Origin of the sequence: Pseudobacillus wudalianchiensis, assembly GCF_001685015.1 — a bacterium.
Taxonomy (GTDB): domain Bacteria; phylum Bacillota; class Bacilli; order Bacillales; family Domibacillaceae; genus Pseudobacillus; species Pseudobacillus wudalianchiensis.
The window spans coordinates 219,328-234,174 of record NZ_MAYT01000030.1 but is presented as its reverse complement, the minus strand read 5'-3'; the positions used below and the strand labels follow the sequence as shown (position 1 = coordinate 234,174).

Here is a 14,847-nt window from a genome sequence, read left to right as displayed (position 1 = left end):
GCTGAAAATACTAAACTTATATACTTGTTTTTTTATTTTTTGATAATTATAATTTAATTATCCGTTTTTAAGAATACCAGTACCGAATTACGAAACTAACAGAGGTGTTATCATGAGTGATTGTTTCACTGAAACCATTATGAAACCTTTAGGGGATTCTGCCCTCATTGTACAGCTTGGCGAAGGTATAAGCCCATCTATTCATCAAAAAGTTCAAGCATTGTCCAGACTGTTAAATACTCATCCATTTGATGGTTTTATTGAGTCTGTACCGGCTTTTAACAACATGACTATCCATTACAATCCGGCAGTTGTATACCGTACACAAAGGAATAATTATTCCCCTCTTACTCCTTTCCAAGTAGTTTGCGCGAAAGTGAATGAATTGGTTCAGTATGTTGATGAAACGCAAAGCATGGAGACAAGAGTAGTTGAGATTCCTGTCCTATATGGCGGAGAATATGGCCCTGATTTGGATTATGTAGCGTCGTATCATCAAATATCAGCCGAAGAAGTCATTCGCCTACATACTCAAGGCGATTGTTTAGTTTACATGTTAGGGTTTGCTCCAGGATTTCCCTTCGTAGGAGGAATGGATGAAAGAATTGCCACGCCCCGCAGAGAAACTCCGAGGTTAGCCATTGCGCCCGGTTCAGTCGGAATAGCCGGTAAACAAACAGGTGTATATCCAGTAGAAACGCCTGGAGGCTGGCAGATTATTGGGCGTACTCCGCTGGATTTATTTCGGCCGGACCTTACGCCGCCGACCTTGCTGCAGGCTGGCGACAAAATTAAATTTGTCCAGATTTCTCCTGAAGAATATCAAGCGTATAAGGAGAAGAAGAAATGACTGTAAAAGTGCTTAATCAAGGACTGTTAACAAGTGTACAAGACTTAGGAAGATACGGCTCGCAAAAATATGGTGTCATTGTTAGCGGCGCAATGGATAAATATTCGCTTAGAGTAGCAAATTTACTAGTAGGAAATCCCGAAAAGGAAGGCGTTTTAGAAATTACATTATTAGGTACGTCCCTTCAATTTGAAAAAGATGCGTTAATAGCTATAACTGGCGGTGATTTACTTGCCACGATTAATAATGAAAAAGCATCTACATGGCGACCTATATTAGTAAGAAAAGGCTCTGTATTACAGTTTCAATCACCATTAAAAGGCTGCCGGGCCTATATCGCTTTCGCCGGAGGGATAGCAGTTCCAGAAGTAATGGGAAGCAAAAGCACGTACCTTCGTGCAGAAATTGGCGGATTTAAAGGCAGAGCTTTGCAAAAAGAAGACGTTCTTGAATTCGGTGAAATGAATGAATTCAGCACGTCCTTATTTCACAAGTTAGAGAAGAGTAGTGAAGATTTTACATGGGCAGTTAATTATGATGCACTGATCAATTTACAACAAACACAAACGATTCGTGTGATAAGAGGCACTGAGTTTGATCGATTTGATGATGAAAGTAAAAAAAACCTTTTTAACGAACCGTATACGTTAACGACTCAAGCCGATCGGATGGGATACCGAATGGAAGGCCGCCCACTCTCTTTAGCAAAAGAATTTGAAATGCTGTCTGAAGGTGTTACACAGGGTACGATTCAGGTACCGCCAAACGGACAGCCCATTATTTTGATGGCAGACCGTCAAACAACAGGCGGTTATCCAAAAATCGGCCAAATTATTTCTGCTGATTTACCGAGCATGGCGCAGTTACAGCCGACTGCCAAAATATACTTCAAAGAAGTTTCACTTGAAGAAGCAGAGATGGAATTATTAAAGAAAGAACAAATCATCAATGAGATAAAAATAGGCATTCGTTTTAAAGAACTTTACTGATGAGAGGAAATGACATAATGAAAATAAACGAATTCAAAGAACTGATTGACTATATTGAGCAGTCTTCTATCGATGTCCTTCAATTAGAAGATAGGGATCTCAAATTATATTTCCAAAAGCACAATGCAGCAAATGTGAAAATAAATGTGGAAGGACAAGGGTCTTCAAAAGGCCAAACAATGACAATGGATGAAATAACAACGGCTTCCGAACAGCTTTCGTTAAATAAAGATAACGGCATTCATAAAATTAAGGCTCCTATGGTTGGAACGTTTTATTCACGTTCGAATCCGGATACAGCACCTTTTGTTCAGTTAGGATCAAAGATCAAAAAAAACCAACCCGTTTGTGTATTAGAAGCGATGAAGTTATTTAATGAAGTGGCATCAGATGTGAACGGAGAAATAGTAGAAATCTTAGCTGAAGATGGGCAAATCGTTGAATTTGGTCAACCTTTATTTGTGATAAAGGTGAGTGACTAATATGCTAAAGAAAATATTGATTGCCAATCGCGGAGAAATAGCTGTTCGAATTATTAGAGCCTGCAAAGAAATGAATATACAAACAGTGGCTGTCTATTCGGAGGCCGACAGAGAGGCCCTTCATGTCAAACTGGCAGATGAAGCTTATTGTATAGGCAAGGCTCCATCCAAAGAAAGTTATCTTAACATCGTTAATATTATCAGTGTTGCCACGATCACGGGCGTCGATGGCATCCATCCAGGCTACGGATTCCTAGCTGAAAACGCAGATTTTGCTGAATTATGTCGAGACTGCCACATCACATTTATTGGTCCTTCCCCAGAATCGATTCAAAAAATGGGAATCAAAGATGTAGCTAGAGAAACAATGAAAGAAGCCAGTGTTCCGATCGTCCCTGGTTCAAATGGAATCATACATGATTATGAAGAAGGCTTACAAGTGGCCGAACAAATAGGCTTTCCAGTGATCATTAAAGCAACAGCCGGCGGTGGCGGAAAAGGAATACGCGTGGCACACGACCAAGAGGAATTAAAAAAAGGAATCGAAGTCACACAACAGGAAGCGGAAACTGCCTTTGGAAATCCAGGAGTTTATTTAGAGAAATTCATCCAAGACTTCCGCCATGTAGAAGTTCAAATTATGGCAGATACACATGGAAACGTGATCCATCTAGGCGAACGCGATTGTACCATTCAACGGAGAATGCAAAAATTAGTGGAAGAAACACCATCGCCCGCTATTTCAGCCGAAACCCGGGAAAAAATGGGGAAAGCGGCTATTTTGGCGGCAAAAGCCGTTGATTATGTCGGCGCTGGTACTGTCGAGTTTATCTACGATCACAAAGAAGATACCTTCTATTTCATGGAAATGAATACCCGCATTCAGGTAGAACACCCTGTTACTGAAATGGTTACTGGAGTCGATTTGATTAAAGAACAGATTCGAGCAGCTTCCGGGTATTCATTGCAGTTCAAACAAGAAGAGATAACGATGAATGGCTGGTCCATTGAATGTCGGATCAATGCTGAAAACCCGGACAAAAATTTTATGCCTTCACCAGGAGAAGTAAAAAAATATATTTTACCTGGCGGCTTCGGGGTCCGAATCGACTCTGCGGTATATGCAGGGTACAAGATCCCGCCATTTTATGATTCCATGGTGGCAAAATTAATTGTACATGGCCGCACAAGAGACGAAGCCATTGCAAGAATGATTCGTGCCTTAGACGAGTTTGTTGTAGAAGGCGTTTCAACAACGATTCCTTTCCATAAAGCCCTTCTACAAAATGAAGTATTTTTAGGCGGAGACTTTAATACGAACTTTCTCGAAACACATAGTTTAGAGATAACAGAAAAATAAATAGAAAACATCCTCTATTCACTTGTTTTTTTAGGAGTAAATAGAGGATGTTTTTTATCTTTTCATATATCCTAGCCGCTCAGAAATTTGTTCGGCTGCCCGCTTTGCTTTTTCTACAAAAACAGGTATATTTTCATTTTGATAATTCGCTTCAATCCCAGCAATACTAATTCCTGCAACGACGTCACCTTTATGATCAAAGATAGGAGCAGCAATAGCAGATGTATGATTTTCTAACTCCGAGTGACTAATCGTATAACCCTCTTTTTGAGCTTGTCTAATGGTCTCATACAGACGTTTCTTATCCGTGATCGTTCCCATTGCAAAAGGCTTTAATTCAGTTGATTCAATATACTGATCAATTTCTATATTGGGTAAAAAAGATAAAATAACTCGGGAACAAGCGCCAGCGTATAACGGACTTCTTCTGCCGATTGCCGTATATAAGCGAACTTTTTGGTTCGTATCAATTTTTTCAATATACATGGCTTCATGATCTTGCTTCACAATTAGATTAACCGCTTCACCTACATCATTGTGCAGCTCTTGCATAATAGGATAAGCAATTTGTCGAATATCAAGCCGGGAAGAAACGAGATGACCAAAAGTAAGAAATAACAGACCTAACCGATACTTGGAATCTGCCCCCTTTTCTAGGAATCCCATCTCTTCTAAAGACGTTAGCATGCGGTAGACAGAAGTTTTGGGAATGCCGGACAAATCAATGATTTCTTGGAAAGTTAATTGGGCATGATCGATAAATAAATTTAAAATATCCATGGAACGGACAACCGTTTTATTTTTGTTATACATTTCTTTGCTCCTTTATGTGGATGTCCACTTTACGCATTTGATAATTGAAAACGTTTGCCAACAGCCTGGGATGTTAAATATGGCTTAATATTATAATAAATATTAAACTTTTAAAAGAGGGTCTACTCTAGATTGTAAAAGATGTTATTCCTAAAAATCGAAAAAGGGATAGGGCCCGTAGCCCCCAACTCCCTTCTTGCAAACTGAAAATATCTTACTTTTACCTAGCAGTATGATTCACAGAGTCTGCGGTTCAAAAAGATGGAAAACTGTCCTCTTGCTGCGCCTTCTTCTAGTCTAAATGTTTGATCCGAACGTCGTTTCGGGCAGTACCAAGTGAAGTCCGTTCATCAACTATTTAGTCACTACTGCCGAATCTAGAAGTTCTCCCATTAATAAGTGAGGAAGTCGCCAATGAATAAAAGAGAAATTTTAATTTTTTCTTATTATCCTTTACACAAGATCAGTCATCATAAAAACACCAATGATAAAGAAGGCCGCAAAGCTTCGTTTAAGAATCGCTTTACAGCCTTCTGATCTTTTTTTGGCAGATAAAAATACGTCCTATATTGTATATGAACAGTACCTATTCTTGCTTTAACACTTCAATCATAATGGCATCTCCCTGACCGCTTCCTGAACAAATAGCCGCAATTCCAAGACCGCCGCCACGGCGCTTTAGTTCGTAGGCTAATGTTAAAATAATGCGGGCTCCACTTGCCCCAATGGGATGTCCTAAAGCAATTGCACCGCCATTTACATTTACTCTTTCCGGATCAACATCTGCGATTTTAGTGCTTGCGAGGGCAACAGCTGCGAATGCTTCATTAATTTCAAATAAATCAATGTCTTTTACGCTTTTACCTGTCTTCTTTAATAGCTTATTAATAACAAGCCCCGGAGTCTGGGGAAATCTCTCGGCTTCAACTGCCACTTCAGCATGGCTAACAATGGTAGCAAGGATCGATCTTCTTTCTTTTTCGGCCCGCTCCTGACTCATTAGGACTAGTGCCGCTGCCCCATCATTTACTCCGGGTGCATTTCCCGCTGTAATGGTTCCACCCTGGCCGAACGCCGGGCGTAATTTTTCCAGCACCTCTATGTTTGTGTCTTTACGAGGTGCTTCATCTGTATCAACGATCACCGGTTCCCCTTTTCGCTGCGGAATTTCAACCGCTACAATTTCCTCTGACAATGTGCCCTTTTTGATGGCTGCGAGCGCCCGTTCGTGACTTCGCACTGCCCAATCGTCCTGCTCACGGCGGGACAATCCTAACTGCTCGGCTGTTGTGTTTCCATATGTGCCCATATGTACTCCTGTGAAGCTGCACGACAGGCCATCATGGATCATCAAATCAACCACCTTCATATCCCCCATGCGAACACCCCACCGTGCTTTAAATACAGCATGTGGCGTATTCGACATAGACTCCATCCCTCCCGCAAGGATCACTTCTTCATCTCCCGAGCGGATGATCTGGTCTGCAAGTGTTACACTTCGAAGACCAGAGGCACATACTTTATTAATGGTTTCTGTTTTTATATTCCATGGAATATCGGCTTCGCGTGCTGCCTGGCGGGAAGGAATTTGCCCTTGTCCTGCTTGCAACACATTCCCAAAAATGATTTCATCAAGCTCTTCTGGCTTCACATTTGCCCGATGGAGCGCCTCCTTCATCGCAATGCCGCCAAGTTCCGATGCCTTCAATGCTGAAAGTGCCCCGCCAAATTTGCCAAACGGCGTCCGTGCACCGTCCAAAATGACTGTTCTTGTCATAATAAACCTCCTTTCTTAGTTTGCTGCCACAAGCTCAGGTGCTATCGTGAAATACGCTTCTGTTTTTTCTCTTACTTCTTCTATCGTTATATTTCCTTGTGTTTCAATAAGAACCATGCCCTCTGCCGTAAAATCAAAAACGGCCATATCTGTGATTAATCGATTTACCACTCGCCGTCCAGTAAGCGGCAGTATACACTCTTTCTTAATCTTTGATTCCCCATGTTTGTTTACATGTTCCATGATCACCACAACCCGCTTTGCACCGTTAACAAGATCCATTGCCCCACCCATTCCCTTTACCATTTTTCCAGGGATCATCCAGTTAGCTAAGTCTCCTTGTTCAGACACTTCCATTCCACCTAAGATTGCAAGATCAATATGTCCACCGCGTATCATGGCAAAAGACTCTGCACTGTCAAAGAAAGAAGCGCCTGGTACAGCGGTAATGGTTTCTTTGCCGGCGTTAATTAAATCGGGGTCTTCTTCTCCAGCAGTTGGATATGGACCTATGCCAAGGAGGCCATTTTCTGATTGAAGCAGTACATTAAAATCAGCTGGAATTTCGTTTGCCACAAGTGTCGGCATGCCGATGCCCAGGTTCACATTCATGCCATTCTCAATTTCCTGAACGGCCCTTTTTACAATTGCAAGGCGTGCATCTTTCATTCAACATCACTCCGTTCCTTTTTTATTAAACTTGTGCAACGGTCAACCGCTCAATCCGCTTTTGATAATTCGCTCCGAGCAATAAACGCTGAACATAAATGCCTGGTGTATGGATTTCATCTGGATCTAGTTCTCCTGGTTCCACAATCTCTTCCACTTCCGCAATGGTAATTTTCCCCGCCATAGCAGCAAGGGGATTAAAGTTACGAGATGTTTTCCGGTAAACCAGATTCCCGAGTGTATCTGCTTTCCATGCTTTCACAAGTGCAAAGTCCCCGACAATCCCTCTTTCCAACAAGAATGTTTTGCCATCAAATTCCTTCGTTTCTTTTCCTTCTGCGATCGGCGTTCCAACACCGGTCGGAGTATAAAACCCTGGAATACCTGCTCCCCCTGCTCGAATACGTTCTGCTAACGTGCCTTGCGGTGTTAATTCGACTTCTAGCTCACCGCTTAGATACTGCTGTTCAAATATTTTATTTTCTCCTACATAAGAAGACACCATTTTTTTGATCTGGCGGTTCGCAAGTAAAAGTCCAAGCCCCCAGTCATCGACTCCACAGTTATTGCTAACGACGGTTAAGTCTTTCGTTTCCTGTTCTTTAATCGCCTGAATCGATAATTCTGGAATGCCACAAAGCCCAAAGCCACCAACAATAATTGTCGAACCATCCTGTATGTCTCTGACAGCTTCTTTAAATGAGTGAATCACTTTTCTCTCTTTCATCGAAACGCCTCCCTTTTGTTTAAAAATTTAGAATTTTTGTTATCTATAAGTTTACATTTTCAATTTTTATAAGTAAAATACATAAATTGAATACATTCTATGCTTTTAAGGAATAAATAGGAGGCAGCCATGGAATTAAGAGATTTGAAGTCATTTATGGAAGTAGCAGAGCATCGAAGCTTTACAAAAGCCGCCACTCAATCTTATCTATCTCAACCTTCCTTGAGTAAAGCGGTTAGAAAGCTAGAAGAAGAATTACATGTGGAACTGTTTGACCGCTCCACACGCCATCTGCAGCTTACAGATGCGGGGAAGATTGTGTATCAGCAAAGTCAAAAAGCATTTAATGCACTGACCGAACTAGGCGTACTGTTAGATGAATTGATGGACATAGCCGCCGGCGAAATTAAAATAGGCATCCCACCCTTGATTGGTACTTTATTTTTTCCGGATATTGCCCGGCGCTTCCATAAGAAATACCCAAAAGTTTCACTTGAGCTGGTTGAACTTGGCGCCAAGCTCATCGCTCAGCTTGTTGAAGAGGGACAGATTGACCTTGGCATCATCGTTTTACCAGCTGATGAAGAGAAATTTAATCATTACCCATTTATCCAGGATGAATTTGTTTTATATATTCATGAAAATCATAGGCTTGCAGGGAAAGACAGCGTTTCCCTTGATGAATTAAAAAGCGAAAAATTTATTTTGTTTTCCGAGAGCTTTACACTTCATGACTATATCAAGCGGGCGTGCGAAGATGCGGGGTTCACTCCGTCCATAGCCTATCAAAGTTCACAATGGGATCTCATCATTGAACTTGTTTCGTCTCAACTTGGCATCACTCTTTTGCCAAAGTCAATTTATTACAAACAAAATAACCCAGAAATCAAAATTATTCCGATCAAACACTCCCCTCTTCTCTGGAAACTTGGCATTATTACAAAGAAAAATGCATACCACTCTTTCGCCTTAAAAGAGCTGTTAAAAATGCTTAAGAAATAAAAGTCTACTAGGAAGCAGGTTAGGGTTTATGTTTTTTCATATGGAAAATACCAAAGATGATGGATAACGCTACCTAATAGTGGAGCAGAATCTTTGACTTCTACCATTTCATAAGGCTATGGATCTTGACCATATCACAGTTAATTTTAGCAGCAACGTCATAAGTTAAATAGTTCATCGGTTTACCAAGCCCATGAATATCTTGTCATACAATCGTTTGATGACATTTAGTGCTTCCGAATCAATTTCTTTGACAAACTGAACTTCCTTTTCCTTATTTACAATATTTTCTTGTGTAATTTGGTCCTTCTCTTCTTTTATGATTTATCACGCGTTATTGCTGGTATAGCAGAAGTTAGATGCTTGAGGAAAAAATCAAACAAAAAGCCAGCAGCAGAAATCTTTTTTGCTGGCTTTTCTTCATTAATTTACATTCAATTTGTTCAGCATTCGATAAAGCATAACAGCTGTTTCTGCTCTCGTTGTATCCTTCTTCGGTTCAAACTTCCCATTTTTGTAGCCATTAATAATGCCAAGCTCTACAGCTTGTTTGACAGGAACCTTGGCATAATCATTTATGCGCTTGTCATCTTTAAATAACTGATTTAACTTCAACGAATCTAGTAATTGCGGTTGCTGATACTCGATCGCACGTATAATCATTGCAGCCATTTGTTCACGGGTAATATTGGCGTCCGGATCAAATACTCCTCCTTTTTTTCCTGACACGATACCTGCTCGATTGGCTGCTTCAATTTGAGCAGCTGCCCAGGTCTTGCTTTCTGGGACATCCTTAAAAATCCCCTCATATTCTTTCATTGGCACTTGCATCGCACGAACTAGTAAAACAGCAAATTCAGCTCTTGTTAACTTTTGCTCCGGAGCGAATAGATCCTCCGTTTTTCCACTTGTAATGAGTTTTGAAGCAAGAGAATGAATTTCCTTCTTTGCCCAGTGCTGATTTGTATCTTTAAAGACTTTATCACTGGAAAGTACGGTGAGCATAGAATCTTGTCTCATCGGAATGACCCAGTATTCCCCTTGCAAATAGCCCCCGGCATACTCCCACTTCTGTGTTTTCTTATTATAAGAAGCACCTGTTATTTTATCTTTTTCAACGGGACCGTTTAACTTCATACTTAATAAAAGAGGCGTCGGCAAATTAGAAATAACTGTTTTCCCTCCAGCTAAAAGAGATATCTTTACAATCTCGGATTTGAATTGAGGAGCAACTGAAGCTTTGGCCACTTGCGCTTGTTTGGACACTTTGATATGAATCATTTCGCCGTCTTGCTCTTGTAAATAAGCGAGATTTTCTCGTGAAAGTATAATATCATGCCCTCCATCAAAAACAACTTTCACCGGCTGCTGACTAGTGGCTAATTTCTTCACTAACTCTTTTGATAGAGCCAGACTCATCCGTTCAACTTTCTCTTTATTCATATCAAGCAGCCATTCTTGTGAACCTGCTTGGATTTGTTCTTCGTTGATTTCGATCACTTTCTCTTGACCTTCTGGTTTGCTAGGTGGCTCTGTTGTTCCACCACCGCCTCCGCCTGTTTCCTTTGCTTTTGTTGTAAACGTCCATACGTCTGAACGCATTTCTCCTTCAAATTGATCTTTGACGGTGACATACCAACCATGCTCTGTATTTGCTTGAAGGTTATTCCAAGAAACCTCTGGGGTTTGTTGGTCTTTCACTCCTTTTTGTTCACCGATTTTCTTATCTGTGAATATATTTGCTTCAAAGGAGTCGGTAGCTACTACTTTTTCCTTTGGTGTCAAATCCGTTTCAATAACAAATTCATCTTTTCCTGGATACTCATTCGTATTGTAATAATTAAATTTATCAAGGTAGGGGGAGTACGTTTTCATGTAAATTTTATTTTCAACGGGATTCACTTGCATAATACGAAGGAATCCCTGTCCACCTTCTGGGCCACCTTGGTAATCAGCTAGCATTTGATATACTTTTCTATCAGGCTTGCCATCTTTGTCGTCGTCAATCTCATCCACTAACGTCTCACTATCATGATAATGACCAGATAAAACAGCAATAATATTTTGATTCGGAAGAACAACCTCGTTATACACTTTATCACCGATTGGACTGCGATTTCCTGACACAAGTAAGTATTCATGGAAATTTAGAATCGCTTTTCTATCAGGGTATTTTGCCAACACTTTATTCATCCAAGCAATATCCTCATTATTGACTCCCCATCCCATGTACAGCATGATAAAATCATTGCCATTTGAACTAATCAAATCATAATGCCCACGGTTATTTTTATAAGATTCTCCGTAGTAATCTTTGTCTTTAAAACGAGCTTCTCCAAAGTATTTTCCATACTCATTATAATCACCTGTTTTATGACCAACATCATGATTACCAGCCAACACACCATACGGAACATTTCCTTTATCTAAATATCCCATATACTCGTCAGCATGTTTCCATTGATACTCCTGGTCAGACTCATCTACAAGATCTCCCGTATGGAAGGCATATTTAATATTCATCTCTTCTTTTTGAGCAACGGTCCACTCTGTCATTTTCTTAAAAATGTGCGGATAGCTTTCAGAGTAATATTGTGTATCCGACATCCAAATAAAGGAATAATCAAATTGAGTTGTCGAGGCAATCTCATCTTGAACCATTACCTGTACTTTCTTATCCTTCACATAATCGGAGCCTTTCACACTACCGCGTAACTTAAAGTTCTTATCATTTTCAGCCACTTTCCACTCTGTTAGTTCCCATTTGTTCGCTTTGTAATTCCATACATACATGGACACTTTACGGCCAATTAGTGATTTCCCTTCCCAGTTCAGCTCAATTTCGTCATTTTCACTAACTTCTTCGTCTACTTTTACTTCAAAGCGTTGGTACGGAAACTGATTTGTTGACTTCGTCGTCACATACTGTTGATCAGCCACTGCTAACTTGTCAACATCTGTCACAGGCTGTTCTCCAACAGGGATCATTTGCTTTGGCGGTTCACGATCCACAGTGTTTTCGTATACAGACACATGGTCCACTTCATTCGCCTTGTACCGATAACCTTTCATAAACGACACATCAAGCTCATCTTTTGTGGGGTCAGACACTTTCACTTTTAATTTTGTAGAAGTAGAAACATTCTTCGCACCATCTTTTGGATTCACTGCTTCTGGTTTATACGGCTGTTCTTCAGCAACATGAAATGTAACAGTTTTGGTTGCTTCATTTCCTACCTGATCGACAGCTGTTATTTTTAGCGTGTGTGCACCCGGTTTTAGTTTGGCGGAAGATGTTTCAAGTGGAAGGCTGATTTCTTTGCCATCAAGCTCTGCTGTTACCTTATCAACCCCTGACAAATCATCCTTTGCCTCAACATTAATAGAGATCGGACCTTTATATTCCTTCCCCTCTTCTAGAGTTGATGTCAAGACTGGACCGCTATTATCAACAATGACGCTCGCTTCGGCTTTTTCCTCTCCATTGGCAGCCTCAACAACGTGAGTACCTTCCTTTACTTTCGTAGTATCCCACTTATAAGCTTTCGCAATAAATTTCTCATCTGGCACTTTAAAAGAGAAATCAATGACAGGTTTGGCTGACGCTCCATCTCCTACTGAAATTTCTTTATCTGGATTGCTGTAAGCAGGATCATAAATGATCGTTCCATCTTTTAATACGAGCCGAATGTTTTTTATATAAAAATCATCTCGATTTTCCTCGGATTCTTGATCAAAAGGAGATACCTTTGTTCCAGAACGGATGGAGATAATAGCATTCTTTCCTTGCTCAAAATATTTTGGATCGACTGGAACAGTTTTTGTTACATATGTATCGATCGTATCATCGAAAATATGCAACGCTTCATCGCCAATTGTGACACCATTTTTAAAATAAAGGTTTACCTTCTTTACATCGAAAGCAAAATAGGCTGGTTCTGCTAAAGCTGGTGTTGTTTCCGATGTTACGTCCGTGCCGTCAACGGAAAGCTTCGTATTCGCATATTCTATTGGATGGGAAGCTTTAATTAAAGCTGTTTTATTTAATAAAGAATCATCTTCCACATTCAAATCGATCCCGGTTTGCTGCTGGTCTTGCAAAATAGGCATTTTCTTCGGCTCTGTCTTTATTTCATTCACTCCATCCGACACAACCAAATAATATTCAACCAATTGTTTGCCTATTAAACTAGGAGAGTAAATGGTATGGTGATACAGTTTATCATCATAGTTTTCTGTTAAATCAACAGCTTGATACTGGGAATCTTTATTTGTTTTGTAAAATAAACGGGCTGTTTTCACAGCACGATTGTCTTTTAAATCAAAAGTTAATTGAATATCATTCATTTCAGAGACAGGTGTTTGATCCGTAATATCCGATACGACTGGCTTTTCATTATCAATCGGTAATTTCACCTTTTGAGCCGGCTTTTGGCGATCGGCTAGTGTTCCCGGTGTTGCTGCATCAGTGCCACTGCTATACTTCTTCATTACCGTGTCACCTGGTGTTGTCGGGAATGTATAGAAAATGCCTTTGTCGGCTATCGTGTCATCTTTTGTTCCTTCATCATTATAATAGCCTACTGAAACGTCTTTCCCTGTATTTGTTGCAATCGAAATACCTCGGGCTCCACTATTTGCCATCCCTCCAGAAAATATTCTCACTATATTTTTGTCCTCTATTAAATCAACATTATAGTGACTGTTAAAGTCAGCCACTGTTTTGTCTTGATTCGGCCCATTAATAATCCAAAATACCATCGTTTCACCTGATGGCAAAAGGATGTCTTCTTTCGCTGGTCCCCAAATCAAATCTGCGCCTGGGCCTTCTGCTGGATAACGATAACGAATCTTATAGTCTTTCAAGTTCACCGTTTCTGTCGTATTGTTATACACCTCGATAAATTCATACCCATCAAGCCCGCCAACATTAGTGGAATCAGGTACGATTTCCGTCATTAACAGCTCAGGCACTTTTTGCGAATCGTATGTATGTCCTTCTACAGTTACTTCATATTCCTCTGTTTTTGATATGTTCACTCCATCAAATGCATGGATTTGATAAAAGATTTCCTGTTCCACAATCTCTTCTTTAGGAATCGTTACTGCATATGTATTAGGCTTCTGTTCATCTGCTGACATATTTATTTCTATCCAAGGGCTATCTTGATTCAAGCGATACGTGACTTTGACATTTTTCACCGTTACATCATCTGTCACTTGAGCATTTAATTGGACATCTTCACCTGCTTGAATAGAAGCCACAGGAGTATGTTCAATCACGGGTGCTGTTGTATCCTTAACAATATGCACAGGTTCTTCCGGCACTTGCTCTGACAAGACTGCTCCTGGAGTGGCCGGCTCATTAAAATGGATTACTTCCATCTTCTTTTGATCAGCCGATAATTGATATTGAATACCGTTATTTTCTTGTACTTGATCTTTTGAATAGCTCGCTTCCGATAATTCGTTATTATATGTATCAGCAATCGCTAATGTGCGTGCAGCCGTATTCGACATTCCCGCTGATTCCACCGTCACCAATTGATCTTCTGTTAATTGACTATTGAACTGCTTGTTAAAGTCAGCTAATGTCAAACCTTCGTTGGCTTCATTTTTCACCCAAACAACGATCGTGCCTTGTGCAGGAATCGTTTTATCTTCTTTAAATGTCCATGTTGTATCTCCTTTACTTCCATCTGGATAGCGATAAATTAATTGATAATTTTTCAATGACACAGGCTGATCGCTATTGTTATATATCTCAATAAACTCGTAGGCATCGGTCGAACTGCCAGGTGCATTAGTTGTATTCGGAACCAACTCAGTAATAAATAATGAGGGGTTTTTTTGAACATCTAATATGGGTCTTTGTGCAGACTCCGTTATCCCTTCGGCAGATATTTCTGATGCGAATGTTGAAACAGATAAACAAGTGGCAAGTGCTAACATGTAGACGGACCTTTTTCTCATAACTTCCTCCTTATTAAAAACGCTTCTTTTACATTTTAAATAAAGTTTGTACTTTTACTGTAAGCAGATTGTTAAAATGAAGTTAATTTTCAAAAAATAGGTTTATAGATCAATTATTCAAAGTGTACAAAAACGAAGAGTTAGTGTGGTTTTGTGGACATAGTTTAATTAAGACGTTGTAATTATTTTGAGAGGATGTGACCGA

10 protein-coding genes are annotated in these 14,847 nt (G+C 40.1%); 5 read left to right on the top strand and 5 right to left on the bottom strand.

Going from position 1 to position 14,847, the window contains the following annotated elements:
- Positions 1 to 112 precede the first annotated feature (112 nt).
- The 4 genes from pxpB to accC are packed head-to-tail and all read left to right on the top strand — an operon-like array spanning position 113 to position 3,681.
- Positions 113 to 850, top strand: coding sequence for a 5-oxoprolinase subunit PxpB (pxpB, locus tag A8F95_RS19185; protein WP_065412010.1), 738 nt, complete (start codon positions 113 to 115; stop codon positions 848 to 850).
- Positions 847 to 1,839, top strand: coding sequence for a 5-oxoprolinase subunit C family protein (locus A8F95_RS19180; RefSeq protein WP_065412009.1), 993 nt, complete (start codon positions 847 to 849; stop codon positions 1,837 to 1,839). The genes pxpB and A8F95_RS19180 overlap by 4 nt, the downstream gene beginning before the upstream one ends.
- A gap of 17 nt (positions 1,840 to 1,856) precedes the next feature.
- Complete coding sequence (gene accB / locus A8F95_RS19175; RefSeq protein ID WP_176713765.1) at positions 1,857 to 2,321, top strand: acetyl-CoA carboxylase biotin carboxyl carrier protein; 465 nt, start codon at positions 1,857 to 1,859, stop codon at positions 2,319 to 2,321.
- A 1-nt stretch (position 2,322) separates the two neighbouring features.
- Entirely contained in the window at positions 2,323 to 3,681 is a 1,359-nt protein-coding gene (gene accC, locus A8F95_RS19170) for an acetyl-CoA carboxylase biotin carboxylase subunit (protein ID WP_065412008.1), read from the top strand.
- Positions 3,682 to 3,735: 54 nt separating this feature from the next.
- Here accC and A8F95_RS19165 read toward each other — a convergent pair whose 3' ends face one another.
- The 4 genes from A8F95_RS19165 to A8F95_RS19150 form a co-directional block, all read right to left on the bottom strand.
- Positions 3,736 to 4,494 carry an IclR family transcriptional regulator gene (locus tag A8F95_RS19165; protein ID WP_065412007.1) on the bottom strand — a complete coding sequence of 253 codons (759 nt, stop codon included), beginning with the start codon at positions 4,492 to 4,494 and terminating at the stop codon, positions 3,736 to 3,738.
- A 586-nt stretch (positions 4,495 to 5,080) separates the two neighbouring features.
- On the bottom strand, positions 5,081 to 6,271 hold the full coding sequence (locus tag A8F95_RS19160) for an acetyl-CoA C-acetyltransferase (RefSeq protein WP_065412006.1): 1,191 nt from the start codon (positions 6,269 to 6,271) through the stop codon (positions 5,081 to 5,083).
- Positions 6,272 to 6,286: 15 nt separating this feature from the next.
- Positions 6,287 to 6,940 carry a 3-oxoacid CoA-transferase subunit B gene (locus A8F95_RS19155; protein ID WP_065412005.1) on the bottom strand — a complete coding sequence of 218 codons (654 nt, stop codon included), beginning with the start codon at positions 6,938 to 6,940 and terminating at the stop codon, positions 6,287 to 6,289.
- A gap of 25 nt (positions 6,941 to 6,965) precedes the next feature.
- Complete coding sequence (locus A8F95_RS19150; protein ID WP_065412004.1) at positions 6,966 to 7,667, bottom strand: CoA transferase subunit A; 702 nt, start codon at positions 7,665 to 7,667, stop codon at positions 6,966 to 6,968.
- A gap of 129 nt (positions 7,668 to 7,796) precedes the next feature.
- On the opposite strand from A8F95_RS19150, the gene A8F95_RS19145 reads away from it, so the two are divergent.
- Positions 7,797 to 8,669 carry a LysR family transcriptional regulator gene (locus tag A8F95_RS19145; protein WP_065412003.1) on the top strand — a complete coding sequence of 291 codons (873 nt, stop codon included), beginning with the start codon at positions 7,797 to 7,799 and terminating at the stop codon, positions 8,667 to 8,669.
- A gap of 423 nt (positions 8,670 to 9,092) precedes the next feature.
- Here the strand turns inward: A8F95_RS19145 and A8F95_RS19140 are convergent, their stop codons facing one another.
- Positions 9,093 to 14,642, bottom strand: a complete 5,550-nt coding sequence (locus tag A8F95_RS19140; RefSeq protein ID WP_065412002.1) for an S-layer homology domain-containing protein — start codon at positions 14,640 to 14,642, stop codon at positions 9,093 to 9,095.
- Positions 14,643 to 14,847 lie beyond the last annotated feature (205 nt).

Bases quoted from the DNA above. Each gene is read 5' to 3' on its own strand.
- A8F95_RS19165 (WP_065412007.1), bottom strand. From the start codon at position 4,494: ATGTATAACAAAAATAAAACGGTTGTCCGTTCCATGGATATTTTAAAT.
- A8F95_RS19150 (WP_065412004.1), bottom strand. From the start codon at position 7,667: ATGAAAGAGAGAAAAGTGATTCACTCATTTAAAGAAGCTGTCAGAGAC.
- A8F95_RS19140 (WP_065412002.1), bottom strand. From the start codon at position 14,642: ATGAGAAAAAGGTCCGTCTACATGTTAGCACTTGCCACTTGTTTATCT.
- A8F95_RS19160 (WP_065412006.1), bottom strand. From the start codon at position 6,271: ATGACAAGAACAGTCATTTTGGACGGTGCACGGACGCCGTTTGGCAAA.
- A8F95_RS19180 (WP_065412009.1), top strand. From the start codon at position 847: ATGACTGTAAAAGTGCTTAATCAAGGACTGTTAACAAGTGTACAAGAC.
- A8F95_RS19145 (WP_065412003.1), top strand. From the start codon at position 7,797: ATGGAATTAAGAGATTTGAAGTCATTTATGGAAGTAGCAGAGCATCGA.
- pxpB (WP_065412010.1), top strand. From the start codon at position 113: ATGAGTGATTGTTTCACTGAAACCATTATGAAACCTTTAGGGGATTCT.
- accC (WP_065412008.1), top strand. From the start codon at position 2,323: ATGCTAAAGAAAATATTGATTGCCAATCGCGGAGAAATAGCTGTTCGA.
- accB (WP_176713765.1), top strand. From the start codon at position 1,857: ATGAAAATAAACGAATTCAAAGAACTGATTGACTATATTGAGCAGTCT.
- A8F95_RS19155 (WP_065412005.1), bottom strand. From the start codon at position 6,940: ATGAAAGATGCACGCCTTGCAATTGTAAAAAGGGCCGTTCAGGAAATT.